Below are 25,703 nucleotides of genomic sequence, written 5' to 3'. Positions count from 1 at the left end.
ACCTACCAGAGCGGAGCCATGGCAGGTCGATTCAGGCGGCCGCGGTTGTGCCGGCCGCTGGCCGGCATCCGCGATGGTGTGAGAGCGTGTCGACCAAGGTCGACACCTACCAGAGCGGAGCCATGGCAGGTCGATTCAGGCGGCCGCGGTTGTGCCGGCCGCTGGCCGGCATCCGCGATGGTGCCAAAGCGTGTCGACCAAGGTCGACACCTACCGAGGCCTTCAGCCCACTTTCGATGGTCCGGTGCGCCAGCGGCTGGGTACCAGGCCGAAACGCTTACGGAATGCAGCCGCGAAGTTGCTGGGGTGGCGGTAACCACTGGCGGCCGCAGCCTGCTCGACAGTCCAGCCGTCTTCGCGCAGGCCCTGCTCGGCGTGGCGCATGCGTTGTTCGTGCAGGTAGTCGAACACCGAGCAGCCGTACTGCTGGGCGAAATGACGGCGCAGCGAACTTGGGCTCATGCAGGCCAACTGGGCCAGTTCGATCAGACTATGCGCGTGGCTGGGATCGTCATGCAGGTAGGCACGCACGCGCTCCAGGCGCTCGCGCTGGCCAGCCCGCAGCGTTCGTACATGGTCGGTCTGCAGATCCTCGGCCTTCAGCCCAACAGCCAGCAGCTGCAGTGCGACGCCTTCGCGCCACAACGCGTCGATGCCGTCCTCCCATGGGCTTTCGAACAGCTGGCCCAGCACCGGCAGCAGGGTATGCGGAATGGCCCAGTGGCGGCATTCCAGGTGGGTGTTGAGCGCGGTCTCCAACTGTGGCAGCTGGAACAGGTCCGGATCGATCTGGCCGGGCACCATCACGCTGACGCCGCGCATGCGCGTTTCGCCAGGATGCGCACCCGTCATCTCAACCTGTTCGCGGTGGTGCGCGGTCATCGCCGTACCAGCACGCAGGGTGAAACCACCACGTCGCGGAATGCGCACATCGACCTGGCCCTGCAGCATCACGCGGATGGCCAGGCCGGGACTCTGCTGGGCGGTGGCGACATAAGGGAAGCGATTATGGACGTCGGAGGCGATCAGGCTCATGCCGCCGCGCAGGAACTGCTCGTTGACCTCGCCATGGCCGGCCCACTGGTCGTCACGCAGGTGTTCCGGGTCGGCGCGGTAATCGAAGCCATGGCGGTGGCCGAAGCGGCGGTAATCAGCAAAAGTGAAATATCGGGACATCGCTCGGCACGTGCTTTGGAGGTGGACGCTGGCATTACCTCGCCCACGCGTTCTGCAATGCAGATGCAGATCCCGTCGTTACCCGTGCAGACATGCTGGGAAGCAGGGGCGTGGGCACGCTGGATGGTGGGGGAACACCAGGTTGAATGGAATGTGTCGAAGAAACTGGAAACGTTTCCCATTGTCGCCTTGATTCGCGCGCTTTTGATTTCAATATGGTCAAAACGATTGACGATTACGGCCAAAGTGAAAATGCCGCCGAACATACGCCAGCGTTTTGCATGCATATCCGTACGCAATTCCATACATCAACTTGAGTTGAGGTTTCATGGCTGGAACGATCACCCGTAGACGCGATGTCGGCCGGGCCATCACGAGCGGGCGCGTAGGGTGGGGCGGTTGGCCATTGCAGGTCACATCGATACCCCCACTGATGGAGAACGCAGATGATTGACTACCAGCTCACCGGCAAGACCGCGATCGTGACCGGCGGCGTGTCCGGTATCGGCCTGGCCGTGGCGCAGACGCTGGCCGCATCCGGTGCCCGTATTTCGGTCTGGGACCTGAAGCAGGATGCAGTCGATGCCACCGTGACGCAGCTGCGCAGTGCCGGTGCACAGGCCATCGGCATTGCGCTGGACGTTACAGACGACGCGGCCGTGGAGGCGGCGGTGCAGCGCACGATCAAGGAACTCGACGGCCTGCATGTGGCAGTCAACAACGCCGGTATCGGCGGGCCGGCCGCAAGCAGCGGTGACTATCCGATCGATGGCTGGCAGCGGGTAATCGACGTCAACCTCACCAGTGTGTTCCTGTGCCAGCGTGCGCAGATCCAGGCGATGCGCACGGCCGGAACCGGTGGCAGCATCATCAACATGGCCTCGATCCTGGGCCAGGTGGGCTATGCCGGTTCCACCGCGTACGTGGCGGCCAAGCACGGCGTGGTCGGGCTGACCCAGACCGCCGCCTGGGAGCATGCGGCCGACGGCATCCGTGTCAACGCGGTCGGCCCGGGCTTCATCAGCACACCACTGCTGGAGAAGATGGACCCCAAGGTGCGCGCCACGCTGGAAGGCCGCCACGCGTTGAAGCGGCTGGGCACGGCCGAGGAAGTGGCGGCGCTGGTTGCCTGGCTGGCCAGCGACGACGCCTCGTTCGCGACCGGCACATACTATGCGATCGATGGTGGTTACCTGGCGCAATGATCGAGTGCGTGAAGGTTACGCATGGCGATGGCCAGTAGATCCAGGCCATGCGTGGATGAGCGCATGCGGTGAAGCATGCGGTGAAGAGGGCGTGCCATCGTCTTCACCGCCATCCCACGGCTGCCGAGCAACGCTCCGGGAAACGCCCGGAGCCTGCCCATGGAACTCACCCAGGATGTCTCGATCCTGCTGCGCGTGGCCGCAGCGATGCTGTTCGGCGGCGTGCTCGGTGTCGAGCGCGAGATGGGCAAGCACGCCGCTGGCCTGCGTACGCACATGCTGATCGCAGGGGCCGCCGCGTTGATCGTCGGCCTTGGCGACTCGGTGGCCGAGCATTTCCAGCAGGAGCGCTACCGCGACCTGCTGCAGGTTGATCCGGTGCGCCTGATCGAAGCGGTGGTGGCCTGTGTCGGCTTTGTTGCCGCTGGCACCATCCTGCGTGGGTCACGCGAGGACCAGGTCAGCGGCCTGACCACGGCCAGCTCGCTGATCATGGCGGCGGCCATCGGGATTGCGGTGGGGATCAGCAAGTACGTGATCGCCATCGGCGTGAGCGTGCTGTGCGTGCTGGTGCTGGCGGTGATGCGGCGGTTGGAGAAGAAGATCTAAGGGGTTGAGGGAGTGGGATCAGAGTCCCTTCGGGGGATCTGATCGTGATTCCAAGGCGGAGTTGAAGCAGTCAGGTCTGCTGCGAAGTGTTGCGCTGCAGGATGGCCAGTGCTCTGGCCAGCATCTGGTCAGGAACATCCGTCGTAGCGCCGTACAGATCTGCGATTCCCACTTCAACGCAGGAACAGATCAGGTCATTCAACTCCTCGTGCTTGTCTGTGGCGATCTGCCCCAACAGAGATGGCGGCAATGGATCGCCTCGACCCGCGATCTGAAGCTCTGAGCCTGCCTGATCCCAGTCTGGCAGGGCCATGGGTTCGCCCGAATCCGGATATGCGCGCAGGTGGGCGATGAGCGCATCCAAGCCTGCATGATTGAGAAGGTTCGCTTCAGCGTAGCCGGCCAGGCAGTCAGCTGCCTGTTGCTGCATGGACTGCAGGTCGCGGGTGGGGGCGAGTGTCATTCGTGTACCAGAGATGGGGCAGGATCCAGTGTGGTGGATGCGCGCCACTGTCTCAACCGTCTTAATGGTCGTACCAATAATTGATTCTAGCCCTATGGTCTAATAGGCTCTTCGCGCAATCAGCGGTTCAATCTGCGTCCAGTGGCTCCATAAATCCATTATTGGTACGACCAATAATGCTGGAGCCCATGACCGCCCACCCCTGCGGTGTTGAACCCGTCCCCAGTCGAGAGTCTTCATGCAGCCCTGGCAACACCTGTACGACCCCGCCGGCAACCTGTGGTTGTCCAGCCTGATCGCGCTGCTGCCGATCGCGTTCTTCTTCGTCGCCCTGGCCGTGCTGCGCATGAAGGGCTGGCTGGCCGGCACGATCACCGTGGCCATCGCGCTCGGCGTCGCCCTGCTGTTCTACCGCATGCCGCTGAGCCAGGCGCTGGGCGCGGCCGGTTTCGGCTTCGTCTACGGCCTGTGGCCGATCGCCTGGATCATCATCGGCGCGGTATTCCTCTACAAAGTCTCGGTCAAGACCGGGCAGTTCGACATCATCCGCGCCTCGATCCTGTCGGTCACCGAGGACCAGCGCCTGCAGATGCTGATGGTCGGCTTCGCCTTCGGTGCCTTCCTGGAGGGTGCAGCCGGTTTTGGTGCACCGGTGGCGATCACCGCGGCACTGCTGGTCGGGTTGGGCTTCAAACCGCTGTATGCCGCCGGCCTGTGCCTGATCGTCAACACCGCGCCGGTCGCCTTTGGTGCGATGGGCATTCCGATCATCGTGGCCGGGCAGGTCACCGGTCTGGATGCCTTCGAGATCGGCCAGATGGCTGGGCGCCAGCTGCCGTTCCTTACGATCATCGTGCTGTTCTGGATCATGGCGATCATGGATGGCTGGCGCGGCATCAAGGAAACCTGGCCGGCAGTGCTGGTGGCCGGTGGCTCGTTCGCCATCGCGCAGTACCTGACCTCCAACTTCATCGGCCCGGAGCTGCCGGACATCACCGCGTCGCTGGCCTCGCTGGTCTGCCTGACGCTGTTCCTGCGCCGCTGGAAGCCGGTGCGGATCTTCCGCTTCGACACCGAAACCAGCGCCGAGGCGGCCGCACAGGCACTGGAAGCGCCCCGCTACAGCGTTGGCCAGATCGCCAAGGCGTGGTCGCCGTTCCTGATCCTCACCGCGATGGTCACGCTGTGGAGCATCAAGCCGTTCAAGTCGCTGTTCGCGGCGGGTGGCCCGCTGGAAAGCTGGGTGCTCAAGATCCCGGTGCCGGGCCTGGACCAGAGGGTGCAGAAGATGCCGCCGATCGTGGATGCACCGCTCAGCTACGAGGCGATCTACAAGTTCGACTGGTTCTCGGCCACCGGCACCTCGATCATCCTCGCCGCTGTGATCGCCATCATCGCGCTGCGCATGCCGGCCCGTTCGGCGCTGCAGACCTTCGGTGAGACCGTGCGTGAGCTGCGCATGCCGATCTACTCGATCGGCATGGTGCTGGCCTTCGCCTTCATCGCCAATTACTCGGGCCTTTCGGCGACGCTGGCGCTTGCACTGGCGCACACCGGTGATGCGTTCCCGTTCTTCTCGCCGTTCCTGGGCTGGTTGGGCGTGTTCCTGACCGGCTCGGATACTTCATCCAACGCCTTGTTCTCGGCCCTGCAGGCAACCACCGCGCAGCAGATCGGCGTGTCCGACGTGCTGCTGGTGGCGGCCAACACCACTGGCGGTGTCACCGGCAAGATGATCTCGCCGCAGTCGATCGCCATTGCCTGCGCAGCGGTCGGCCTGGCCGGCAAGGAATCGGACCTGTTCCGTTTCACGGTCAAGCACAGCCTGATCTTCACCACGATGGTCGGCCTGATCACCCTGGCCCAGGCCTACTGGCTGACCTGGATGATTCCCTGAGCCATGCACGGTCAGCCGACCACCCGCTGCGCGCTTCGGGCCACAATGGCGCCATGAGCACGCAACGCATTTCCGACAAGGTGGCCGCACAGCTGCGCGGTCTGGTGCATGAACAACAGCTGCAGCCCGGTGACCGGCTGCCGGCCGAGCGCACCCTGGCGGTGCAGCTGGGGGTCTCGCGCACGGCGTTGCGCGAAGCCATCGCGCAGCTGGCCAGCCAGGGCCTGCTGACCGCACGCGTCGGTGGCGGCACCTATATAGCCGAACCTGTGCGGCGCGCGCGGCAGGCGCTGGATGAACCGCTGGCGCCGTACCTGCCGCTGTTCCAGGGCGACCCGGAATACCGCTTCGACGTGCTGGAGATCCGCCACGCGCTGGAAGGTGCCACCGCCTGGCATGCAGCGTTGCGCGCCACCGATGAGGACCGTACGCGCATCGCGCAGGCCTTCCAGACCATGATGGACGCGCACGGCAAGGATGACCCCACCGGTGAAGCCGAGGCCGACGCGGCCTTCCACCTGTCCATCGCCGAGGCCTCGCACAACCTGGTGCTGCTACAGGTGATGCGCGGCCTGTTCGACCTGCTGCAGACCAACATCTCGCAGAGCCGCGAAAAGCTCTACACCTCGGCGAGGACCTTCTCGCCGTTGTCCGACCAGCACCGCGAGATGATGGACGCGGTGCTGGCCGGCGACCCCGAACGCGCGCGCGCCGCCGCGCATGCCCACCTCGAGTTCGTGCACACCACGCTGCGCACCCTCGATGACAACGAAGCCCGGCGTGCGCGGGCCTCGCGTCTACCTTCCCCACACGGTTGACCCCATGATCATCTCCGCCTCCACCGATTACCGTGCCGCAGCGCAACGCCGGCTGCCGCCGTTCCTGTTCCACTACATCGATGGCGGCGCGTATGCCGAGCACACGCTGAAGCGCAACGTTTCCGACCTGTCCGACATCGCGCTGCGCCAGCGCATCCTGCGCAACATGTCCGACCTGAGCCTGGAAACCGAGCTGTTCGGCGAAACGCTGGCAATGCCGGTGGCGCTGGCGCCGGTCGGCCTGACCGGCATGTATGCCCGGCGCGGTGAGGTACAGGCGGCGCGCGCGGCCGACAGCCGAGGCATCCCGTTCACCCTGTCCACCGTATCGGTCTGCCCGATCGAGGAAGTGGCACCGGCCATCCAGCGGCCGATGTGGTTCCAGCTGTATGTGCTGCGCGATCGGGGCTTCATGCGCAACGCGCTGGAGCGGGCGCAGGCCGCGGGCGTGACCACCCTGGTGTTCACCGTGGACATGCCGGTGCCGGGCGCGCGCTACCGCGATGCTCACTCCGGCATGAGCGGACCGAATGCCTCGCTGCGCCGCATCGGCCAGGCCATCACCCACCCGCACTGGGCGTGGGACGTCGGCCTGTTCGGCCGTCCGCATGATCTGGGCAACATCTCCACCTACCGCGGCAACCCGACCGGGCTGGAGGATTACATCGGTTGGTTGGGCAGCAACTTCGATCCGTCCATTTCGTGGAAGGACCTGGAGTGGATCCGCGAGTTCTGGAAGGGCCCAATGGTGATCAAGGGCATCCTCGACCCGGATGACGCGCGCGATGCGGTCAAGTTCGGCGCCGATGGCATCGTGGTCTCCAACCACGGTGGCCGCCAGCTCGACGGCGTGCTGTCCACCGCGCGTGCATTGCCGGCGATTGCCGATGCGGTGCAGGGCGACCTGAAGATCCTCGCCGATTCCGGCATCCGCACCGGCCTGGACGTGGTGCGCATGCTGGCGCTGGGCGCCGACACCGTGCTGCTGGGCCGTGCCTTCGTCTACGCGCTGGCCGCGCAGGGCGAGGCCGGCGTGGCAAACCTGCTGGACCTGATCGCCAAGGAAATGCGCGTGGCGATGACGCTGACCGGCGCGCGCCGCATCGCCGACATCGGTCGCGATTCGCTGGTCAGCCTGCCATGAGTGGCTACGATGCCGTGCTGGCGCAGTTGCGCGATGCGGTCGGCAACCGCCATGTACTGACAGGCGACAAGGCCACCCGCCGTTTTCGTCGTGGCTACCGTTTCGGCGACGGCCCGGTGCTGGCGGTGGTGCGCCCGGGGACGCTGCTGGAGCTGTGGCGTGTGCTGCAGGCGGCGGTGCAGGGCGGGGCAGCGATCATCCTGCAGGCGGCCAACACCGGCCTGACCGGTGGCTCGACCCCGGATGGCAACGACTATGGGCGTCCTATCGTGCTGGTCAGCACGCTGCGCCTGACCGGCATCCAGCTGTTGAACGAGGGCCGCCAGGTGCTGTGCCTGCCTGGCGCGACGCTGGACCGCCTGGAGCAGACGCTGGCACCGCTCGGCCGCGAACCGCATTCGGTGATCGGCTCGTCCTGCATCGGTGCGTCGGTACTCGGTGGCATCTGCAACAACTCCGGCGGCGCGCTGGTGCGCCGTGGCCCGGCCTATACCGAACTGGCACTGTACGCGCAGGTCGATGCGCAGGGCCAGCTGCAGCTGGTCAACCATCTGGGCATCGCGCTGGGTGATACGCCCGAGCAGATCCTGCAGCGCCTGCAGGCTGGCGACTATGCTGCTGCCGACGTTGGGGACGGCGATGGCCGCGCCGCCTCCGATCCACGCTACGCCGAGGAAGTGCGCCGGGTCGATGCCGATACGCCGGCACGCTTCAATGCCGACCCCAGCCGCCACTTCGAGGCAGCGGGGTCTGCCGGCAAGCTGGCAGTATTCGCGGTGCGCCTGGATACCTTCGAGAAGGAGGCCGCCGAAGTCTTCTACATCGGCAGCAACCGCACCGACAGCCTCACCGCGATCCGGCGCCAGCTGCTGACCGGCTTCGAACGCTTGCCGATTGCCGGCGAATACATCCACCGCGATGCCTATGACATCGGCGAGCGCTACGGCAAGGACAGTTTCCTGCTGATCGACCGCCTCGGCACCGCCCGCGTGCCGGCCGCCTTCGCACTGAAGAGCCGCGTCGATGGCTGGTTCGAGCGGTTGGGCCTGCGCGGGGTGACCGACCGGGTGATGCAGGTGCTGACCGGCCTGCTGCCCTCGCACCTGCCCAAGCGCATGGGCGAGTTCCGCCAGCGCTACGAGCATCATCTGCTGCTGAAGGTCTCCGCGCAGGACGCCGCGGAAACCGAGGCCTGGCTGCGCGGCTTCTTCGCCGACCATGAGGGCGGCTACTTCCACTGCACGGCCGATGAGGGGCGCAAGGCGTTCCTGCATCGCTTCGCTGTGGCCGGCGCCGCGGTGCGCTACCGCGAGGTACACCGCGACCAGGTGCAGGACATCGTCGCGCTGGACATCGCCCTGCGCCGCGATGATGCCGACTGGTTCGAGCAGTTGCCGGTCGATATCGATGGCCGCCTGCTGCACAAGCTGTATTACGGCCACTTCCTGTGCCACGTGTTCCACCAGGACTACATCGCGCGCAAAGGCGAAGACCCGATGGCGATCGAGCATGCGATGTGGGCGTTGCTGGACCAGCGTGGCGCCGAGTATCCAGCCGAGCACAACGTCGGCCACCTGTACCCGGCCAAGCCTGCATTGGCCGGGTTCTACAGGCAGCTGGACCCGAGCAATACCTTCAACCCGGGTATCGGCCAGACGTCGAAGGCGAAGGGGTGGGGTGGCTGCGACTGTAGTGGGCATTAGCGGCGCACTCTCTGAAAATTCGGATCTGTTGCATTCATCACTGATCGGGCTCGCACTAGGCTGAGGTCTTGGCTGAAACGGATACAGAACCAATGCAGAGTGCAGATCAGATATGGGCGTCCATCAAAGCGTCGCTTCACGAGAAGAATTGTCTGGATGAAGTGCAGTTGCGACCGGGAGCTTCCGAAAGCGAGCTGGTTGAACTGGAAGCTCAGCTTGGAGTCGCTTTGCCAGATCTGCTCAGGCAGCTGCTGATGATTCACGACGGGCAGGATGGGGCCGGGCTTCTGTTCGGCACTCAGATGCTCTCGTCCATGGAGATCAGGCGGCAGTGGCAGGGTTGGCGTGAGATCGAGGCCGACGGCATGAACGAGGACTGCGCGGAGTTCATGAAGTCCAGTCCTGCGGGGGTGGTGAAGCCGATGTATACCAATGCACGTTGGATACCGCTGACTCACGATGGTGGCGGCAATCACATGGGATTGGATTTCGATCCCGATATTGACGGTGCTGAAGGACAGATGATTGCCTTTGGTGCGGATGAAGACACCAAGTACCTTCTTGCTCCCACTTTCGCTGACTTCGCTGAGAAGGCTGTGGAGTGGATCACTCAGGCAAGCTGGGATGGTGAGAATTTCGAGTCGTCAACTGATGACGGCTTCGCTCCCCCGGCCATTCTCCGTACTGCTGGAGGGGCGTAGTTGGGAGCGCCGTTCTGACAGGTAGTGCGCCGCTTGGGTTCCGGTTGACCGGGCTGGTCGCGATCGTTCCGTTATTCCTGCGCTACCATCTTGATTCCACGAGCAGGAATCTCATCCATGCCCCCCGTCCTTGCCCGCACGACCGTGTGCGTTGCACTGCTGGCCACCCCGATGCTGGCGCTGGCGCAGGGCTCGATCCTGCCGCAGCAGCGTGACGCTGCGGGCAACGTGATGGAGCCGTTGGGGCAGGTGCTGATCGCCCATGAGACGGGGCCGGCGGGGCTCTACGAGTGCACGCGGGACGGCAACTGGTGCGTGCGCGTGCAGCCGGTTGCCAAAGATGGTGACCGGCCGACCGTGCTGGAAGTGCTTGAGAAGGCACCGGGCCAGGGCACGCCACACACCTACCACGTCAGCATCGACGTGCCGCAGGAAAGCGAGCTGTCGCTGTGGCCGTGGATCGTGCGGCTGGCACCTGGCGTGGGCAGCGATGAACCGGTGACCGACCCGCAGCAGCGCGCCCGCCAGAATGTGCTGGTGGGTGGCATCGTCACGTTCAGCGCCATGTACTCCGGTGGAGGTGCCGACGCGTCCACGCTGCAACTGGCACGCGTGCGCCACCTGCAGGACGACATCCAGGTGGACGACGACGTGTTGACCGTGCCATGGCTGGGCAATGCGATGATCCGCGCCTGTTTCAGCGAACAGGACATCAAGCAGCGCGCAGGTTCCTGCCATGACGAATACGGCTTCTCGGCGAAGCTGGCGCTGGATACGGTCGCCGAGGGCATGCCGGTGCTGCGCTACCAGACCGTGGCGACCCGGTTCCCGGCCGGTGTTTCGCGCTTCGAGGATTCGCTGGCCAAGGGGCCGTTGAAGAAGCAGGATCTGCGCACCGAGCAGGACCCGGCGTGCACCTACACGCGGCTGTTCCGCTTCAGCGATGGGGTATTCCACCCCGACCAGGCGCTGCCGGATTGTGCGGGGTATACCGAACCCTGAAATGTAGAGTCGAGCCATGCTCGACTGGTTTTCTGCGCGACCCATCCGAAAACCAGTCGAGCATGGCTCGACTCTACAAAAGCCTGCTGCCGCGCTTACTCGCAGCGGGTGGACGTGATGATGTTGTCCTTGTCCACGAACACGCGCAGGCGGTCCTGGCGGATGTCCTTGGTGGTGATGGTGCTGGGGCCGATCGGGTTGACCAGGCCGGCACCGCTCTCGCGGGACAGGCGGCGGATGTTGGGCTCGTTGGCCGGCTGGCCGATCGCCCAGCCCAGCTGGCTGGCGTCGCAGCGGCCACTGCCTTTGACTTCCGGGCCAGGGGTGCTGACGCAGGCTGACAGCAGCAGGGCGGAGGCCGGCAGCAACAGGGACAGACGGAATGCAGACATGCGAGCGCTCCTGCGCAGGGGAAGATGGCGGGAACGATAGCACCGAGCGTGCGAAAGGCGTCAGCGCCCCGGTCATTGCCGGCACAGCGTGGTCATTGCATAGTGGGAGCAATGGCTGGCAGTACGCCAGCGGGCAGGCCGGGCCTTTCCGGCGCAGGTGTTGGATACGGTATGACGGCAGGCAGTTTCCGCGGCAAGGACAAGACGATGACGGCGCTGGTGTTGTCGTTGCTGGGCATGGCGTTTGCCGCCTCCGCTGCCGATCCGGAACCCGCGCCGGTCGAAACCCCGGTATTCGGTGCCTGGCGCAACCTGCAGACCGAATCCGGCTACGCGCCGGCCCAGCGTAACCTGGCCTTCGCCATGCTGCCGCAGGCGGCCACCCGCGGTGACCGTTTCGCCATTCTTGACCGTGAGGGCAAGCGCACGGTGTGCTGCCTGCAGGTGGCCAGCCCCTCGCTGGGCGTGGCCGCGCTGCGCGAGCAGTACCACCTGCCGCAGGCCTGGGTGACCGACCTGAGCAATGGCCGCAGCCCCGCACGTCCCTATGTGCCGCACGTCTATGCGATGCAGCGGGTGGACGAGCTGGCCGACTACAGCTTCGCCGATGTGCCTGGCGCCTACAGTGACCTGGGAGGCCTGCTGATTCCGGAAGGTGCCGCGCTGGAGGCCGACGGCAGTGCCGTGCGCCTGGGGGACAGCCGCTACCCGCTGCATTTCCAGCGCCAGCCGCACGCCGATGACGATGGCGCGCTGGACCGCTACAGCCTGCAGGCCGGCGAGGGTGCCGCCCCGATCGTGGTTGAAGTGCCGTTCGGCACCTACTGATTGCAGCTTCGCACTGGCTAGAATGCAGCGCGGCGCTGTCTGCCGTGCCTGCTCCGTGAGTCGTTGCCGTGTCCCTGCGCCCCTTCCTGCTGTCGTCCCTGCTGCTGTTGTCTGCCTGTGCCAGTGCGCCGCCGCCGCCGGCCCATTCCGATGCATTGTGGCGATTGATTGAACGTGACTGCCAGGGCGCCGAAGGCCCGCGTGGCGATTGCCTGCGGGTGGAGACGGCAGCAGACCGCCGCGATGTGCTGGTCAAGGACGCGCACGGCGACTACCAGTTCCTGCTGATGCCGCTGGACAAGGTCAGCGGCATCGAGAGCCGCAGCCTGTACCAGCGTGGTGCACCCAACTACTTCGGCGCGGCCTGGCTGGCCCGCACCCACACCGAACGGGCGCTGGGCCAACCGCTGCCGCGCAACGTTGCCAGCCTGGCGCTGAATTCACCGCATGGCCGCTCGCAACATCAGCTGCATATTCACGTGGATTGCCTGCGTGCCGACGTGCTGCAGGCGCTGGACACGCATGCTGCCGCTCTGGGCAGCCAGTGGACACCGCTGCCGGGGCTGCTGCGCGGCCATCAGTACCAGGCACGCCTGCTGCCGGGCGCAGAACTGACCGCCAATCCGCTCAATCTGCTGGCCTACGACCTCGCAGGCGTGGACGACGTCGGCCAGTGGAGCCTGGTTGTGGCGGGCCGGGACGCCGTGCAGGGCGTCCCGGGCTTCATCCTGCTGGCCACCCGTGTGGACGCGGGCACCGGCAACGAGGCCAGCGCCGAAGAGCTGCAGGACCACGCCTGCTCGGTGCTGACCGGTGCCGGCAACGCGCTGGAGCGGGTGCGCTAGTCCAGCATCCTGTGCTTGCTCCGCCACATGGTTGCGGTCAGCGCCAGCAGCTGGCGATCCTTCCAGCCATCCAGATCCAGATGATGGTCGCGCAGCAGGCCTTCCTGCTCGAAGCCGAAGGCCCGCAGCGCGGTGGCGAACGGATCACTGCAGTCCGGTGGCAGCATCACGAACAGGCGATGCAGGCCGACGTCCTCGAACAGGAACGGGCACAGCGCCTGCAGCGCCGCGTCGGCATGCGGGTGCCAATGCTGCAGCGACAGCAGTTCGGCGCTGCGCGCGTGTAGTGATTGCAGCCGTACGTGCAGCTGGTCCAGTACGTTGCCGTGCTCGTCATCGAACACCCCCAGCAGCAGCTGGTCGTTGTCCTGTTCCAGGCGTGAGCGATGCATGTGGGCGAGGAAGCGCGCTTCCTCATCGATGACGGACGGATCGCGGCGGCCGCGCCGGCGGCGGTCATCGAACAGGCGCCAGCGCGGCAGGTCGGCACGCTGGAAAGGGCGCAGGGTGACCGGTGCGGCCTGCAGCTGCAGCAGGTGACGGCGCAGCACCGGGCGCAATGGGGGAAGGAGGGAAGTGGGGTACGGGGTCATCATCCCCGGCACGATGGCCGTGCCTGCAGCCCTGCACCATTCAAAACATTGCAAAAGTGTGGTGGATGGCACTGCGGGTCTGATTCGGTTCAGGCATAAGGCCATCAGGCCTGGTCATTTCCGTTGAACCCCCCCATTCAGGACACTTTCGTTACGGGATCGTTATGCGCCGTACAGGCCGCTGCCCCCGTACCTCCACCCGCCCAACTCCCCAGGAAGCCCATGTCCGCCTCCCACAAGGCGCTGCGCCCGCGTCCGCTGGTGCTCGCACTGTCGTCCCTGATGCTGGTCTCGATGCCGGCCTTCGCGCAGGAAAGCGCACCCACCACATTGCAGGAAGTGAAGGTCACCGGCTCGCGCATTCCACGCGCCAGTGTCGAGGGCCCGTCGCCGGTGACGGTGATCAGCCGCGAGCAGATCGATGCGCAGGGCTACCGCAATGCCTTCGACGCACTGAGCGCGCTGACCGAGAACACCGGCAACGTACAGGGCGAGGACTTCGGCAACACCTTCACCCCGGCCGCCAACACCATCAACCTGCGCGGGCTGGGCCCGAACCGCACGCTGGTGCTGGTCAACGGCCGCCGCCAGGCCGACTACCCGCTGGCCTACGAGGGCTCGGTGAACGTGGTCAACCTGGCCAACATTCCCAGTGCGCTGATCGAGCGCATCGAGGTCCTGGCGGCAGGTGCGTCTGCGGTATACGGCTCCGATGCGATCGCCGGCGTGGTCAACATCATCCTCAAGGACCGCTTTGAGGGCGTGGATGTGAACGTGCGCGCCGGTGGCACCCAGCAGGGCGGCGGCGACAACCAGCGCGCGCAGGTGGTCGGTGGTAGTTCCGGCGAGCGTTGGGATGCGCTGTTCGGCTTCGAGTTCGATGTGCGCAAGGCGATCCACGCGCGCCAGCGCGATTTCATGGATTCGCTGGACGATGATCCGGCCGGCAAGGCACCGCAGGCGACCGCGATCGCCTATCGCCGCAATGCCGCCACCGGCCGCAACATCGATCCGGGCGTCACTGGCTGCGACGGGGCGTCTGACATCTATGGCGGCAGCGTGTTCCGCGCCTTCAACCCTCGCCAGGGCTGGTACTGCGGCAGCAACGAGGCCGCCGCCAGCTACTGGACCGTGCAGACCCAGAAGCGCAACCTCAATGGCTATGGCCTGCTGACCTTCCACGTCAACGAGACCACTGACCTGTTCGCCGATGTCGCCGTGGGCAGCGCGCGGATCTACAACAACACGCGTGCGCCGACCTGGACCTCGGCCCGCAACTACTTCTACAACCAGACCACCGGCAACCTGGAAAGCTGGTACCGCCGCTTCGCGCCGGAGGAAATCGGCGGCCTGCCGCGCAATGCCAACCGCTTCCTGGAAAACTCGTGGTCGTTCAACGTCGGCGCGCGTGGCCAGATCGGCGACAGCGGCTGGGACTATGAGGCGGTCTACAGCCGCTCGCGATACGAGAACCGCACCCGCCGCCCGGTGCTGCTGGCCGGCATCAACGAATACCTGCTCGGCCCGAAGCTGGGTGTGCGCAACGGCGTTGAGGTCTATGCGCCGGACCCGGCGCGCCTGTTCCAGCCGTTGACCCCGAACGAATACGAGGGGCTGTCCGACTACCAGGAAAGCCGTAACGCGGCATGGCTGCAGACCTTCAGCGCCAGCGTCAACGGCCGCCTGTTCGCGCTGCCTGGGGGCGATGCGGCGTTGGCAGCGGTGGTCGAGGCCGGCAGCCAGGGCTATCGCAACCGACCGGACCCGCGCCTGGGCAGCGGCGAGTTCTGGAACACCAGTGCAGGCGTCGGCGCCGGTGGCGAGCGTGACCGCTACGCTGCAGGTGTGGAGCTGCAATTGCCGCTGCTGCAGTCGCTGACCACCACCCTGGCCGGTCGTTATGACCAGTACCGTGCCGGTGGCGAGCACATCGGCAAGGCCACCTGGAGTTTCGGCGTCGAGTTCCGTCCGATCGAGAGCCTGCTGATCCGTGGTACGGCGGCGACCAGCTTCCGTGCGCCGGACATGAACTACGTGTTTGCCACCGAAACCCGCGGCTACAACCCGGGCATGACCGATTACTGGCGCTGCCGCACGGCGGGCCAGTCGTATGACAACTGCGACTACAACGGCCTGTCGATTGATTACAGCAACCGCGCCAACCCGCAGCTGCAGCCGGAATCGGCCAAGTCGTATGGTTTCGGCGTGGTCTGGTCGCCGCTGTCCGGCCTGGATTTCAGCGCTGACTACTACGACATCCGCATCGACAACGAAGTGACCAGCCTCGATACCAGCCGCATCCTGCGTGATGAGGCCGATTGCCGCCTGGGCCGGACGCTGGGCGGCGAAGCGCGCGATATCGGTTCGCCGCTGTGCCAGGACGCGCTGTCGCGGGTGATCCGCAATCCGTCCAATGCCACCGTGCAGCCGGACCAGGTGACCCGCGTGCTGATCAATCCGATCAACGCGGCCTCCGAATCGGTTCGCGGTCTGGACCTGAAGGGCAACTGGCGTTTCGATGCCGGCCGCTATGGCCGCTTCACCACGCGCCTGGCCTACACCGTGGTGCTGGAGCACAAATACCGACAGTTCTCCGATGATCCGGAGCGTGACATCCGCAATTCGCTGGATGACTACCAGTGGCGCAGCAAGGCCAACGGCAGCATCACCTGGAACCAGGGTGACTGGACCACCACGCTGTACGGCAACCGCTTCGGCTCGCTGCCGAAGACCGATGGCAGTGGCCGCATCGCGCCGTACATGACCTACAACGCCAGCGTGTTCCGCCAGTTCGGCGAGAACCTGTCGGTGGGTGTGATCGTCAACAACCTGCGTGACAGCCGCCCGCCGGCGGACAAGAACGGAGGCGGCTGGCCGTTCTATCCGGTTGGCAACTACGACCCATATGGCCGCCAGTACTGGGTGCAACTGGACTACCGGTTCCGCTGATTCCGCAGGCGAACGAAAGGCCCAGCATTGCTGGGCTTTTCTTTGTGCAGTGCACCCGTGTTGCCGCTGCGCGCGTGGCATGCTGTGGCGCTACCCGGAGGAGGATGCGCATGGATGTCAGGGTGTGGAGCGTGATTGCAGTGGTGGCCATTGCAGGTTGCAGTGGCAGGCAGGCGGCCAGCGTGGAGGATGCCGCGGAGGTGGCCAATGCCGCGCCTGCGCAGTCTCACGCGCAGCCAGCGGAGCACGCTGGGCCATCGCGCGCGGCAACGGCATCGAGTGCCACGACGGCGGCAGCTGGGCTCGCGCAACCGGAGGGGCACTTCCTCGAGGGCGAGCGCATGCTGCTGAGCGAGGGTGCGGTGTCCGTGCAGAAGAGCGAGGCGCTGCTGGGTTCCGACAAGGCTTTCGCGCAGGCGATCAGCCAGTTCGAGCGCGATGCGGCTGGCCACCCGGAAGTGCAGGACCTGACCCGGCTCTACAGGACGGCCGCGACCCGGCTCATCGGCAGCGACGGCACGCTGGTGTCTTTCGCCTGTGGCTACAGCCTGTGTGTTGGCGAGATCCGAAGCCGTACCGATGAGGATTTCAGTGCCTGGTCCGAGGCGATCGGCACGGACAAGGCGGCCCCGGTCTACAGTCTGACCACGGCGCCGATGACATGGGGCAGGGACCAGCGTGGTGGGCGCTTCGTGTTCTCGGTGGATCCTGCAGCCAACGCCATCACTGGCCCGTAGCCGGCGGATGCCCGGCGCCGCGGCGCGTTACGGAAGCGCCTGCTGCAGGTACGACTCGATGACGTAGCTGAAAGGCTGCTGCTGGCGGTCGCGCAGCAGGGCACGCACTTCCAGGATCACGCCGTGATCGCCTTCGCCCCGCGGCGGCCAGAACGTCTGGTCAGCCAGGGTCTGGCGCTGGAAGCCGAGCGGGCCGACCACGCGACCGAACGGTTCGTCGGTGCTGTCCAGCACCTGGTTCATGGCCGGGCTGAGGTGGCCAGGCAGGTACCAGTTGTCGGCCTCGGACAGCACGCGGCTGCCGCAGACCAGCTGCACGCGGCGATAGCGCAGGTCGGTACCCGGCTTCACGCCCAGCGCCTGCAGCACGTCGGCGGGGGCCGGCTTGTCCTGGCCGTGTATGCGCACGGCGCGCACCCGCGCCTGTTCGGCCAGGCCGTGCTCGGCGCACCAGTGTTCCAGCGTGGCGGTGGCGCTCTGCCCGGACAGCACGCGCTGGTGCAGGCGCTCGACCAGCGCAGCCGGGGCGATGCGCTGCTGGCCTGGCGGCGACTGCAGCGGCGCGGCGGCCGCAGCATCAGTGGCGGACAGGCTGGCGATCGGAGCGGCGGCAAGCAGGGACGCGGCCTGCCAGCGGCGGAGACGATCGTGGCGGTCGGACGGGCCCATGCGGCATCACAGCGGAAACAGGCGCCCATGTTACCCGTTCAGGGGTGTGCACGGCGTGGCTGCGACCGGTTGTCGCAGGGGGAATCATCGTTCTGGTGAATGCGTGCCATCCAGATATTTCGTTGGCCGATGGCACTATCGAGGCGCAGGATGGCGCCAGTCTTGGCTTTCCGGGAATTCCCGATGACCCTGCAGTTCATCCACGGCGGTGTCGACCGCGACGGCGCGCAACTGCATTTCCACATCCGTGATGGCCGCATCAGCGGGCTCAATGGCGAGGCGGCGCCGGCTGAAGGGGCGGAATGCGTCGACCTGCAGGGCTTCGCGGTGCTGCCCGGGCTGGTCGACGGCCACATTCACCTCGACAAGAGCTTCGTCGGCGACCGTTGGCATCCGCATCAGCCGGTGAACAGCCTGCGTGAGCGGTTGGCGGTGGAAAAGGCGGCAGTGGCGGCTGCGGCGCCGATGGTCGATCGCGCCGAGGCGCTGATCCGCCAATGCAGCGGCTTCGGCACAGTGGCAATGCGCTGCCATGTCGATATCGATGGCAGCACCGGCCTGCGTCACCTGGAAGCGGTACGCGAGGCCGCATTGCGCTGTGCCGACATCATGCGCATCCAGCTGGTGGCGTTCCCACAGGCCGGGGTGATGTCCTGCTCTGGTACCGCAGCGGTGCTTGAGCAGGCCCTTGCTGCGGGCGTGGAGGTGCTCGGCGGCATCGACCCGACCACGCTCGACGGTGATGCCGAAGGCCAGCTGGCGCTGCTGTTCGGCTTGGCCGAGCGTTACGGCGTTCAGCTGGACATCCATCTGCATGAGCCCGGCGAAACCGGCCTGGCGCAGCTGCTGCGCATCGCCGCGCGCACCCGGGCCGCTGGCCTGCAGGGTCGGGTGGCGGTCAGCCATGCCTATTCGCTGGGCGACGTGCCGCTGGCACGCGCGCTGCAGGTGGGCGAGGCGCTGGCGACGGCGGGTGTGGCGATCATGAGCAACGCGCCGGGCGATCATCCATTCCCGCCGCTGCGCGCGCTGCATGATGCCGGTGTGCGCGTGTTCGCGGGCAACGACAACATCCGTGACTGCTGGTGGCCGTATGGCAACGGCGACCTGCTGCAGCGGGCGATGCTGCTGGGCTACCGCTCCGGCTTCCATACCGATGCCGACCTGATGCTGGCGCTGGACATGGTGACCACCCATGCCGCGCAGGTGATCGGGCTGCCGCAGTACGGTCTTGTGGAAGGGCATCCGGCCACTTTCGTGGCGGTGCGTGCCGACCACGGCCCGGCCGCTGTGGCCGCAGTGCCGGTGGAGCGACGCGTGGTAGTTGATGGCCGTTGGCTGTAGATCCAGGCCATGCGTGGATGAATGTGGCCGCGCGGTGGTTCCATCCACGCATGGCGTGGATCTACCCACGACGCCACGCCAGTTCCGGTTGCGCCGAGCCATGCTCGGCGGCCTTTCAGACGTAATCGTCGGCACGGGTGACGACGAATTCCTCAAGCCACGCCAGCAGGTGGGCGATGTCGATGATCTCGCCCTGCTCGACGCGCTTGAGCAGCAGCGTGCTGGCGCCGATCTGCAGGCTGCTGTCGGCATAGCGCAGCACCGCGTCGATACCCCAGGCATCGGTGACCTGCATCCAGGCCAGGCCCGGCACGCGCTGGGCCAGGATGTCACCGAACGCCACGCCCAGCGCTTCCCAGCCATCGCCGTCATCACGGTCGATCAGCTCGGCATCGACCACGCGCTGCAACGTGGTGGCCGCCAACGGCCACTGCACCGGCAGGGAGGGAAAGCCGGCGGCCACGCGCGCAGCGATCAGCGAGCGCTGGTGCTGCAGATGCGTCTGCAGTGCAGCGGGCAGGGGATCGAAGCGGGTGGGGATTTCATCGGACATGGCGAGGCGCCGTGGGGCACGGAAACTTGGGCGACTGTAGCCGGCGATGTAGTGCCCTGGTGCGGCAGGTCTGATCAGATATCGATGATCAGTGCGCGAACTGTGATTGCTTCCGCATGCGCAGCATCAATGTGCGAATACGTCATTCTGCGCAGCTCAATCGTTCTCTCAAGGGCTCAGCCGGACTTGCGCGCTTGCTGGATGACGATCTCCTCCAGAGCTTCAAGCAGATGGTTGATCTCGATGGTCTTGCTTTCTTCGACGCGTTTGATCAACAGGGTGCCGGCGCTGACCATGATATTGACGTCTCCATAGCGGAGAACCGCATCGACGCCCCAGGCATCGGTTACCTGGGCCCAGGCAAGTTCCGGTACACGCTGTGCCAGACAATCACCAAATGCGACCCCCAGTGCTTCCCAACCGTCACAATCATCGTGATCGATCAGTTCTGCATCGACTACGCGTTGCAGCGTGCTCGGCAGCAGCGGCCATTGAACAGGCACGGTAGGGAACGCAGATGCGACGAGGGCAGCAACCTGTGCACGCTGCTGCTGCATGTGGGCGATGAGCGCAGGTGGCAGCGGATCGAACTGGATGTCGGCTTCGTCCTTCGGAGCAGGGGTCAAAGTAACCTGGTACGTGTTGGTCATGGGCGAGGTAATTTGGAGAAGGGCGTTCGCTACCCTATCGCCCAGACTTTGGGTACGCCATCAGTGGGCCATTTGCGACAAGCATGTATTTGCTGGCGCACCAGTGCCCTTTTCGATGCCGGATGCTCGTTTCCATCCACGCATGGCGTGGATCTACCGCGGTCAATCCGGTTCGCGCTGCACCTGGCGCCACAGTTCGCTGGCCAGCGCGCGCACGGCATCATCTGCGTCGGCACGATGCAGCAGGCCGATCTCGTAATTGTCGATCACCGGCAGCTCGCGCTCGCCATCGATGATGCGGTGTTCGCGGGTGACCGCGCGGCGCGGCAGCAGGCTGATGCCGATGCCATCGGCCACCGCGCCCTGGATGCCACTCAGCGAAGAACTGGTGAAGGCGATGCGCCAGCGCAGGCCCAGCGCTTCCACGGCGTGGATCATCTCGTCGCGGTACAGCCCGCGTGGCGGGAAGGTGACCAGCGGCAGCGGGTCCTGCAGCAGGCAGCTGCTGCGCAGGCTGTCGATCCAGTGCATCGGCTCGCGCCGGCAATGCACCGCCTGGCGGCTGTTGCGGCGTTGCTTGACCAGCACCAGGTCCAGCTCGCCGTGGTCGAAGCCCTGCGCGAGGTCACGGCTGAGGCCGCTGCTGATCTCCAGCTTCACCTGCGGGTGGCGACGGCTGAAAGCGGCCAGCATGCGTGTGGTCTGTGCGTTGACGAAGTCCTCGGGGACACCGATGCGCACCGCGGTTTCCACGGTGGCGCCGGCCAGCGCCTGTGCCATTTCCTCGTTCAGGTCGAGCATGCGCCGCGCGTAGCCGAGCAGGGTGTGACCGGCGTCGGTGGGGTGTACGTCGCGGTGGCCGCGTTCGAGCAGGCGATGCCCGGCCAGTTCCTCCAGCCGGCGCACCTTCTGACTGACCGTGGACTGGGTCGAATGCAGGCGCGTGGCCGCCGTGGTGAAGCTGCCGCAGTCGGCCACCATCACCAGCGCCCGCAGCAGGTCCAGTTCGAACAGCGTTCTATTCGATTTGGCACTGTCTTGCATTTGAACATTTCACTTCTGGATGCGCGTGACGACTTCTACCATGCAGGGGAGGGGGCAGCAAGCACCGCGCCCCGGTTGTACCGGCATCGCCCGCAGTGCTCGCCGCACAGGAGAACCGAAGATGCGAATCCATCGTTGCCATCGCTGGCCCGCTCCGGTGGGGCGCCTGTTGCTGCTGTGTCTGCTGGCGATGGTCATTCCAGCCTGTTCGGCCACCGCGGGCTCGGCCGATGCCCGCCTGCGCGATGCCGCCGCCCGCGGCGATGCCGAGGCAGTGCGTGGGGCGCTGGAGGACGGCGCCGATCTGGAGGCGCGTGATGGCCAGGGTCGTACCGCGCTGCTGCTTGCCACGCATGGCAACAATGTAGACGCCGCGCGTGAACTGATCGAAGCCGGCGCCGACGTCAATGCCAAGGACGCCATGCAGGACAGCGCCTACCTGTACGCCGGCGCGCGTGGACTGGACGAGATCCTGGCGATGACGCTGGCGCATGGCGCCGACCTGCGCAGCACCAACCGCTATGGCGGCACCGCGCTGATTCCGGCCGCCGAACGCGGCCATGTCGCCACCGTACGTACGCTGCTGCGCGCGGGCGTGGCGGTCGATCATGTCAACCGCCTGCACTGGACCGCGCTGCTGGAAGCGATCCTGCTTGGTGACGGCGGCGCGCGTCACGTGCAGATCGTGGAGCTGCTGCTGGATGCCGGTGCCGACCCGGAGCTGGCCGATGGCGATGGCGTAACGCCGCTGGCCCATGCGCGCCAGCGCGGCTATACCGGAATTGAAACCCTGCTGCGCCAGCACGGCGCAGTGCGCTGAAGACTGTTCCCTTCCACCCGCACGCTGGTCGTGCCCATCAGGATGCTGTCCATGTTCCGTTCCCGTCCGTTGTCACTTGCCATCCTCCTTGCGGTGGCACCGCTGTCGGTGTCTGCCGCTGAGCGCGCCGACCTGCTGATCCGCAATGCCACCGTGGTCGATGTCGAGCACGCCAGCACCCTGGCGGGGCAGAGCGTGGTGATCCGCGGCGAGGACATCGTCGCCGTCGGCCCGGATGCACAGCTGCGCAGCCAGTGGAGTACGGCCCGCCAGATCGACGCCAAGGGCAAGTACCTGATTCCGGGGCTGTGGGACATGCACGTGCACTTCGGCGGCGGCCCGGCGCTGATCGAAGAGAACAAGGCGCTGCTGCCGCTGTACATCGCGCACGGCATCACCACCGTGCGTGACTGCTCCGGCGACCTGCCCGAACAGGTACTGCAGTGGCGCGGCGAGATCGCCAAGGGCACGCTGTTCGGCCCGCGCCTGCTGAGTTCGGGCGCGAAGATCGAAGGCATCAAGCCGGTCTGGAAGGGTACGATCGAAGTGGGTAGCGAGGCTGACGCCGACAAGGCGATCACCCGCCTGCAGCACGACAAGGTTGATTTCGTGAAGATCACCGACAGCACGCTGAAGCCGGAACTGTTCCTGTACTCGGCCAGTGCTGCGCGCAAGGCCGGCTTCAAGGCCTCGGGGCATATTCCGATGGCACTGACCGTGGAGCAGGCGGTCGATGCGGGCCTGGCCTCGATCGAGCATCTGGATTACGCATTCAAGGCCGGCAGCAAGGACGAAGCGCAGATCGCCGCCGACTTCGGTGCCGGTCGCATCGACCGCGCCGAAGCCAACCGGCGCCTCGACGCCAGCTTCGACCGCGACACGGCGATGCACGCCTACCGTGATTTCGCCAAGCGTGGTGTGTTCGTGACCCCGACCCTCAACGGTGGCCGCATCCTCGATTTCCTTGACCAGGATGACCACGCCAACGATCCGTACCTGGCCTACATCGGCCCTGGCCTGCGTGCGACCTACCAGTGGCGCGTGGACCGCGCGGCGAAGGCCACGCCGGCACAGATCGAAGCGCGTCACGCGCAGTACCACCAGGTCGCGGCGGTGCTGCCGATGCTGCAGGAAGCCGGCGTGACGATCATCGCTGGCACGGACGCAGGCTTCCTCAACTCGTTCAACTTCCCGGGCATCGCCCTGCACCAGGAGCTGCAGCTGTTCGTGAAGGAAGGCCTGAGTGCTCCGCAGGCGCTGTCTGCCGCGACCCGTTCCGGCCCGGCCTGGTTCGGCCAGATGGACCGCTACGGTGGTGTGGCGCAGGGCAAGGCTGCCGATCTGGTGCTGCTGACCGCCAATCCGCTTGGGGACATTGCAGCGACTGAGAAGATCGACAGCGTGATTCTGCGTGGCACCGTGTATGACCGTGCAGCGCTGGACAAGATGCTGGCCGATACCAAGGACAAGGTCGCGGCCTGGAATGCCGAGGCGGCCAAGGCCAACTGATTGCGGGGCGGGGCAGAATCCACGCATGGCGTGGATCTACCCATAACCGTCAAGGCCTCCATACCTGCGGTCAGCAGTAGATCCATGCCATGCGTGGATGAGCCCCTTGCTTCCGGCACGGGAACGATCCGATGCGGGCACCTAGCATGGTGCCCGTTTCCGGTTTGAATCCCTGCATGCCTGTTTCCCCTGCCGTCTTGCTGCCTGCCGCGGAGCCACCGCTTTCGTTGCCACGCCCGTGTTGGGTGATGCTGGCCCTGTGGGGGCTGCTGATTGCCACGTCCATTCCAGCGGTACACCTCAGCCAGCAACCAGGTGGCCTGATGCCCGCAGCGTTGTTCATCCTCGGCGCCGAGCTGCCCTGGATGCTGGCGACGCCGCTGTTGTGGGCCGCGTGCCGGCGCTGGCCATTGTCTGGACGCCGGCACCTGGCCGGATGGTTGGCGCTGTGCCTGTTGCTGACTCCGCTGCTGACGGCATTGGGGTGGACCCTGGGCCACATGCTGCTGCAGCTGTGGCAGGGGCAACCCTGGCCAGCACCGCAGCAGGTGCTGCGCGCAATCGGCATCACCGCGCTGTTTGCGTTGCCGACCTTCATTGCGGTGACGGGCGTGGGCCATGGCCTGGCCGGACTGCAGCGGCTGAAGGCGCAGTCGGAGGTGCTGCAGCAGGCCCGTGAAACAGCGCTGCGCCAGCATCTGCAGCACCACTTCCTGTTCAATGCGCTCAACGCCATCGGCGGTTTGGCGCTTCAACGTCCACGCGCGGCGGATGCCGCACTGGCACAGCTGTCGTCGCTGCTGCGAGATACCCTGCAATGCCCGCCGCAGCGCTGCTTCGCCGATGAACTGGGCGCAGCACAGGACTATGTCGCGCTGCAGTCGCTGCTGCACGATCAGGAAGTGCATCTCCATCTGCAGGCCAGCGCTGACGCATTGGCCTGGACAGTCCCTGGCCTGTTGCTGCAGCCATTGATCGAGAATGCGGTATTGCACAGTGGCTGGCAGCCGGGGGACGGGCCATTGCGGATCGAGCTGTGGGCCGGTGTGGAAGACGGCCTGCTTGATGTGATGCTGTTCAATCCCTGCCTGCGTCCCGGCACGAACGATGGACTGGGCACTGGCCAGGCTGCACTGCAGCGGCGCCTGGCGATGATGGGAGGCCGTTTGCAGGCCGCCAGCGAGGGCGGCGGCTATCGTGCACGCGTGACCTTGCCGGAGTGCATCGCGTGATGCGTCCGCTGAGCGTGCTGCTGGTGGATGACGTGGCGCTGGCACGTGATCGCCTGCGCCAATTGCTGGCGGGCATTCCGCAGGTCAGGATCGATGCCGAAGCCGCCACCCTCGCGCAGGCACGCGAGCAGCTTCAGGGGCGCCGTTTCGATCTGCTGCTGCTGGATCTGGTCCTGCCCGACGGTCGTGGCTGGGAGTTGCCCCAGCAGCAGCCGGCGCTGGCCGCGCACACCATCTTCGTAACCGCGCTGCCGCAGCATGCGCTGCGCGCGTTCGAACTGGGCGTCGCAGACTATCTGCTCAAGCCGGTGGCAGCGCAGCGGTTGCGTGAAGCGATCGAGCGCGTGCGCCGCCTGGCAGGCCTGGCACCGCGTACGGAGGACTGTGCGCAGACCCTGGCGGTGCCTGGCAGTGGTGGTGTCCAGTATGTACCGCTGGCGGAGATCGACTACATCGACATGGCCGGTCATTACGCGTGCGTGCACGTGGGGCAGCGACTGCACCTGCTGCGTGAGCCGCTGGCGCAGCTGGCCGAACGGCTGGCGGATGGAGGACTGTTGCGCGTGCACCGCTCGGCGCTGGTCAATCCGTTGCGGGTGCGATCACTGATCGAGCGCCACAACGGCGATGCGCTGCTTGAACTGGCCGATGGCGTGCAGCTGCCGGTGAGCCGCAGCTACCGGCCGGCGCTGGAGGCGGCCTTGGCGGCACGCACCTGACACACGGCTGGTGCCTGCAGCGGCACGGTTGGTGCCATCGTCGCCGAAGTACGCAATCCAGTCGTTGCGGCCAGTGCACCCTGCGCATTTCCAGATCAGGG

26 protein-coding genes are annotated in these 25,703 nt (G+C 66.0%); 18 read left to right on the top strand and 8 right to left on the bottom strand.

The features are described from left to right. Positions 1 to 222: 222 nt before the first annotated feature. Positions 223 to 1,176, bottom strand: a complete 954-nt coding sequence (locus ACZLIB_RS13930; protein WP_049398445.1) for a helix-turn-helix transcriptional regulator — start codon at positions 1,174 to 1,176, stop codon at positions 223 to 225. Positions 1,177 to 1,233: 57 nt separating this feature from the next. Between ACZLIB_RS13930 and ACZLIB_RS13925 the strand changes: the two genes are divergently transcribed. From ACZLIB_RS13925 to ACZLIB_RS13915, 3 genes are all read left to right on the top strand, one after another. Then, positions 1,234 to 1,527 (top strand): hypothetical protein, encoded by a 294-nt coding sequence (locus ACZLIB_RS13925; protein ID WP_125894599.1) that lies wholly within the window; start codon positions 1,234 to 1,236, stop codon positions 1,525 to 1,527. Between the two features lie 95 nt (positions 1,528 to 1,622). Further along, positions 1,623 to 2,381, top strand: coding sequence for an SDR family NAD(P)-dependent oxidoreductase (locus tag ACZLIB_RS13920; RefSeq protein WP_049398446.1), 759 nt, complete (start codon positions 1,623 to 1,625; stop codon positions 2,379 to 2,381). A gap of 159 nt (positions 2,382 to 2,540) precedes the next feature. After that, complete coding sequence (locus ACZLIB_RS13915) at positions 2,541 to 2,990, top strand: MgtC/SapB family protein (RefSeq protein ID WP_049422814.1); 450 nt, start codon at positions 2,541 to 2,543, stop codon at positions 2,988 to 2,990. 70 nt (positions 2,991 to 3,060) lie between these two features. Here ACZLIB_RS13915 and ACZLIB_RS13910 read toward each other — a convergent pair whose 3' ends face one another. After that, complete coding sequence (locus ACZLIB_RS13910) at positions 3,061 to 3,453, bottom strand: hypothetical protein (protein WP_049422813.1); 393 nt, start codon at positions 3,451 to 3,453, stop codon at positions 3,061 to 3,063. A 238-nt stretch (positions 3,454 to 3,691) separates the two neighbouring features. Here ACZLIB_RS13910 and lldP point away from each other — a divergent pair, with 238 nt between their 5' ends. The 6 genes from lldP to ACZLIB_RS13880 all read left to right on the top strand — a co-directional run bounded on the left by lldP (position 3,692) and on the right by ACZLIB_RS13880 (position 10,718). Then, on the top strand, positions 3,692 to 5,350 hold the full coding sequence (lldP, locus tag ACZLIB_RS13905) for an L-lactate permease (RefSeq protein ID WP_369353638.1): 1,659 nt from the start codon (positions 3,692 to 3,694) through the stop codon (positions 5,348 to 5,350). A gap of 53 nt (positions 5,351 to 5,403) precedes the next feature. Beyond that, entirely contained in the window at positions 5,404 to 6,168 is a 765-nt protein-coding gene (gene lldR, locus ACZLIB_RS13900; RefSeq protein ID WP_478467925.1) for a transcriptional regulator LldR, read from the top strand. 4 nt (positions 6,169 to 6,172) lie between these two features. After that, positions 6,173 to 7,312: an FMN-dependent L-lactate dehydrogenase LldD gene (gene lldD / locus ACZLIB_RS13895; RefSeq protein ID WP_014037557.1), complete on the top strand. Its 1,140-nt coding sequence runs from the start codon at positions 6,173 to 6,175 to the stop codon at positions 7,310 to 7,312. After that, the gene (gene dld / locus ACZLIB_RS13890) at positions 7,309 to 9,015 is read left to right on the top strand and encodes a D-lactate dehydrogenase (RefSeq protein WP_478467924.1); all 1,707 of its coding nucleotides are present in this window, start codon (positions 7,309 to 7,311) and stop codon (positions 9,013 to 9,015) included. The genes lldD and dld overlap by 4 nt, the downstream gene beginning before the upstream one ends. A gap of 92 nt (positions 9,016 to 9,107) precedes the next feature. Then, positions 9,108 to 9,716, top strand: a complete 609-nt coding sequence (locus tag ACZLIB_RS13885) for an SMI1/KNR4 family protein (RefSeq protein ID WP_478467923.1) — start codon at positions 9,108 to 9,110, stop codon at positions 9,714 to 9,716. 117 nt (positions 9,717 to 9,833) lie between these two features. Next, entirely contained in the window at positions 9,834 to 10,718 is an 885-nt protein-coding gene (locus tag ACZLIB_RS13880) for a hypothetical protein (RefSeq protein ID WP_478467922.1), read from the top strand. Positions 10,719 to 10,813: 95 nt separating this feature from the next. Here ACZLIB_RS13880 and ACZLIB_RS13875 read toward each other — a convergent pair whose 3' ends face one another. Next, complete coding sequence (locus ACZLIB_RS13875; RefSeq protein WP_005413768.1) at positions 10,814 to 11,110, bottom strand: hypothetical protein; 297 nt, start codon at positions 11,108 to 11,110, stop codon at positions 10,814 to 10,816. A 171-nt stretch (positions 11,111 to 11,281) separates the two neighbouring features. On the opposite strand from ACZLIB_RS13875, the gene ACZLIB_RS13870 reads away from it, so the two are divergent. After that, positions 11,282 to 11,938, top strand: a complete 657-nt coding sequence (locus ACZLIB_RS13870) for a decarboxylase (RefSeq protein WP_478467920.1) — start codon at positions 11,282 to 11,284, stop codon at positions 11,936 to 11,938. A gap of 68 nt (positions 11,939 to 12,006) precedes the next feature. Beyond that, entirely contained in the window at positions 12,007 to 12,783 is a 777-nt protein-coding gene (locus tag ACZLIB_RS13865) for a CDP-diacylglycerol diphosphatase (RefSeq protein ID WP_164081234.1), read from the top strand. Here ACZLIB_RS13865 and ACZLIB_RS13860 read toward each other — a convergent pair. Then, on the bottom strand, positions 12,780 to 13,379 hold the full coding sequence (locus ACZLIB_RS13860) for a GNAT family N-acetyltransferase (RefSeq protein WP_478467918.1): 600 nt from the start codon (positions 13,377 to 13,379) through the stop codon (positions 12,780 to 12,782). The two genes, ACZLIB_RS13865 and ACZLIB_RS13860, sit on opposite strands and share 4 nt — an antisense overlap. 219 nt (positions 13,380 to 13,598) lie before the next feature. Between ACZLIB_RS13860 and ACZLIB_RS13855 the strand changes: the two genes are divergently transcribed. Beyond that, complete coding sequence (locus ACZLIB_RS13855; RefSeq protein ID WP_478467916.1) at positions 13,599 to 16,325, top strand: TonB-dependent receptor plug domain-containing protein; 2,727 nt, start codon at positions 13,599 to 13,601, stop codon at positions 16,323 to 16,325. A 104-nt stretch (positions 16,326 to 16,429) separates the two neighbouring features. Further along, a complete protein-coding gene (locus tag ACZLIB_RS13850) occupies positions 16,430 to 17,062 on the top strand; it encodes a hypothetical protein (RefSeq protein ID WP_239683447.1) in 633 nt (210 codons plus the stop codon). A 27-nt stretch (positions 17,063 to 17,089) separates the two neighbouring features. Here the strand turns inward: ACZLIB_RS13850 and ACZLIB_RS13845 are convergent, their stop codons facing one another. Beyond that, the gene (locus ACZLIB_RS13845; protein ID WP_049398456.1) at positions 17,090 to 17,731 is read right to left on the bottom strand and encodes a hypothetical protein; all 642 of its coding nucleotides are present in this window, start codon (positions 17,729 to 17,731) and stop codon (positions 17,090 to 17,092) included. A 183-nt stretch (positions 17,732 to 17,914) separates the two neighbouring features. On the opposite strand from ACZLIB_RS13845, the gene ACZLIB_RS13840 reads away from it, so the two are divergent. Further along, on the top strand, positions 17,915 to 19,075 hold the full coding sequence (locus ACZLIB_RS13840; RefSeq protein WP_478467915.1) for an amidohydrolase family protein: 1,161 nt from the start codon (positions 17,915 to 17,917) through the stop codon (positions 19,073 to 19,075). A 115-nt stretch (positions 19,076 to 19,190) separates the two neighbouring features. On the opposite strand, the gene ACZLIB_RS13835 is transcribed toward ACZLIB_RS13840, so the two are convergent. From ACZLIB_RS13835 to ACZLIB_RS13825, 3 genes are all read right to left on the bottom strand, one after another. Beyond that, entirely contained in the window at positions 19,191 to 19,628 is a 438-nt protein-coding gene (locus tag ACZLIB_RS13835; protein ID WP_478467913.1) for a DUF3806 domain-containing protein, read from the bottom strand. Between the two features lie 176 nt (positions 19,629 to 19,804). Further along, positions 19,805 to 20,278: a DUF3806 domain-containing protein gene (locus ACZLIB_RS13830; RefSeq protein WP_478467912.1), complete on the bottom strand. Its 474-nt coding sequence runs from the start codon at positions 20,276 to 20,278 to the stop codon at positions 19,805 to 19,807. A 162-nt stretch (positions 20,279 to 20,440) separates the two neighbouring features. Then, positions 20,441 to 21,322 carry a LysR substrate-binding domain-containing protein gene (locus ACZLIB_RS13825; RefSeq protein ID WP_164081225.1) on the bottom strand — a complete coding sequence of 294 codons (882 nt, stop codon included), beginning with the start codon at positions 21,320 to 21,322 and terminating at the stop codon, positions 20,441 to 20,443. 121 nt (positions 21,323 to 21,443) lie between these two features. On the opposite strand from ACZLIB_RS13825, the gene ACZLIB_RS13820 reads away from it, so the two are divergent. The 4 genes from ACZLIB_RS13820 (at position 21,444) to ACZLIB_RS13805 (ending at position 25,602) form a co-directional block, all read left to right on the top strand. Beyond that, complete coding sequence (locus ACZLIB_RS13820; RefSeq protein ID WP_478467910.1) at positions 21,444 to 22,142, top strand: ankyrin repeat domain-containing protein; 699 nt, start codon at positions 21,444 to 21,446, stop codon at positions 22,140 to 22,142. A gap of 51 nt (positions 22,143 to 22,193) precedes the next feature. Then, positions 22,194 to 23,651, top strand: a complete 1,458-nt coding sequence (locus ACZLIB_RS13815) for an amidohydrolase family protein (RefSeq protein ID WP_478467909.1) — start codon at positions 22,194 to 22,196, stop codon at positions 23,649 to 23,651. 248 nt (positions 23,652 to 23,899) lie between these two features. Further along, positions 23,900 to 24,883: a sensor histidine kinase gene (locus ACZLIB_RS13810; RefSeq protein ID WP_478467908.1), complete on the top strand. Its 984-nt coding sequence runs from the start codon at positions 23,900 to 23,902 to the stop codon at positions 24,881 to 24,883. Continuing rightward, positions 24,883 to 25,602 (top strand): LytR/AlgR family response regulator transcription factor, encoded by a 720-nt coding sequence (locus tag ACZLIB_RS13805; RefSeq protein WP_478469933.1) that lies wholly within the window; start codon positions 24,883 to 24,885, stop codon positions 25,600 to 25,602. Before ACZLIB_RS13810 ends, ACZLIB_RS13805 begins: the two co-directional genes overlap by 1 nt. The last annotated feature ends 101 nt before the right edge of the window (positions 25,603 to 25,703 follow it).

The organism is Stenotrophomonas sp. 220_Sma, from assembly GCF_056487375.1.
Note: the sequence above shows the minus strand (reverse complement) of the source record. Positions and strands in the feature narration are given on the sequence as shown.

What these genes read in the sequence shown, in the direction of transcription:
- ACZLIB_RS13930 (WP_049398445.1), bottom strand. Translation starts at nt 1,176, where the DNA reads ATGTCCCGATATTTCACTTTTGCTGATTACCGCCGCTTCGGCCACCGC.
- ACZLIB_RS13925 (WP_125894599.1), top strand. Translation starts at nt 1,234, where the DNA reads ATGCAGATGCAGATCCCGTCGTTACCCGTGCAGACATGCTGGGAAGCA.
- ACZLIB_RS13920 (WP_049398446.1), top strand. Translation starts at nt 1,623, where the DNA reads ATGATTGACTACCAGCTCACCGGCAAGACCGCGATCGTGACCGGCGGC.
- ACZLIB_RS13915 (WP_049422814.1), top strand. Translation starts at nt 2,541, where the DNA reads ATGGAACTCACCCAGGATGTCTCGATCCTGCTGCGCGTGGCCGCAGCG.
- ACZLIB_RS13910 (WP_049422813.1), bottom strand. Translation starts at nt 3,453, where the DNA reads ATGACACTCGCCCCCACCCGCGACCTGCAGTCCATGCAGCAACAGGCA.
- lldP (WP_369353638.1), top strand. Translation starts at nt 3,692, where the DNA reads ATGCAGCCCTGGCAACACCTGTACGACCCCGCCGGCAACCTGTGGTTG.
- lldR (WP_478467925.1), top strand. Translation starts at nt 5,404, where the DNA reads ATGAGCACGCAACGCATTTCCGACAAGGTGGCCGCACAGCTGCGCGGT.
- lldD (WP_014037557.1), top strand. Translation starts at nt 6,173, where the DNA reads ATGATCATCTCCGCCTCCACCGATTACCGTGCCGCAGCGCAACGCCGG.
- dld (WP_478467924.1), top strand. Translation starts at nt 7,309, where the DNA reads ATGAGTGGCTACGATGCCGTGCTGGCGCAGTTGCGCGATGCGGTCGGC.
- ACZLIB_RS13885 (WP_478467923.1), top strand. Translation starts at nt 9,108, where the DNA reads ATGCAGAGTGCAGATCAGATATGGGCGTCCATCAAAGCGTCGCTTCAC.
- ACZLIB_RS13880 (WP_478467922.1), top strand. Translation starts at nt 9,834, where the DNA reads ATGCCCCCCGTCCTTGCCCGCACGACCGTGTGCGTTGCACTGCTGGCC.
- ACZLIB_RS13875 (WP_005413768.1), bottom strand. Translation starts at nt 11,110, where the DNA reads ATGTCTGCATTCCGTCTGTCCCTGTTGCTGCCGGCCTCCGCCCTGCTG.
- ACZLIB_RS13870 (WP_478467920.1), top strand. Translation starts at nt 11,282, where the DNA reads ATGACGGCAGGCAGTTTCCGCGGCAAGGACAAGACGATGACGGCGCTG.
- ACZLIB_RS13860 (WP_478467918.1), bottom strand. Translation starts at nt 13,379, where the DNA reads ATGATGACCCCGTACCCCACTTCCCTCCTTCCCCCATTGCGCCCGGTG.
- ACZLIB_RS13855 (WP_478467916.1), top strand. Translation starts at nt 13,599, where the DNA reads ATGTCCGCCTCCCACAAGGCGCTGCGCCCGCGTCCGCTGGTGCTCGCA.
- ACZLIB_RS13850 (WP_239683447.1), top strand. Translation starts at nt 16,430, where the DNA reads ATGCGCATGGATGTCAGGGTGTGGAGCGTGATTGCAGTGGTGGCCATT.
- ACZLIB_RS13845 (WP_049398456.1), bottom strand. Translation starts at nt 17,731, where the DNA reads ATGGGCCCGTCCGACCGCCACGATCGTCTCCGCCGCTGGCAGGCCGCG.
- ACZLIB_RS13840 (WP_478467915.1), top strand. Translation starts at nt 17,915, where the DNA reads ATGACCCTGCAGTTCATCCACGGCGGTGTCGACCGCGACGGCGCGCAA.
- ACZLIB_RS13835 (WP_478467913.1), bottom strand. Translation starts at nt 19,628, where the DNA reads ATGTCCGATGAAATCCCCACCCGCTTCGATCCCCTGCCCGCTGCACTG.
- ACZLIB_RS13830 (WP_478467912.1), bottom strand. Translation starts at nt 20,278, where the DNA reads ATGACCAACACGTACCAGGTTACTTTGACCCCTGCTCCGAAGGACGAA.
- ACZLIB_RS13825 (WP_164081225.1), bottom strand. Translation starts at nt 21,322, where the DNA reads ATGCAAGACAGTGCCAAATCGAATAGAACGCTGTTCGAACTGGACCTG.
- ACZLIB_RS13820 (WP_478467910.1), top strand. Translation starts at nt 21,444, where the DNA reads ATGCGAATCCATCGTTGCCATCGCTGGCCCGCTCCGGTGGGGCGCCTG.
- ACZLIB_RS13815 (WP_478467909.1), top strand. Translation starts at nt 22,194, where the DNA reads ATGTTCCGTTCCCGTCCGTTGTCACTTGCCATCCTCCTTGCGGTGGCA.
- ACZLIB_RS13810 (WP_478467908.1), top strand. Translation starts at nt 23,900, where the DNA reads ATGCTGGCCCTGTGGGGGCTGCTGATTGCCACGTCCATTCCAGCGGTA.
- ACZLIB_RS13805 (WP_478469933.1), top strand. Translation starts at nt 24,883, where the DNA reads ATGCGTCCGCTGAGCGTGCTGCTGGTGGATGACGTGGCGCTGGCACGT.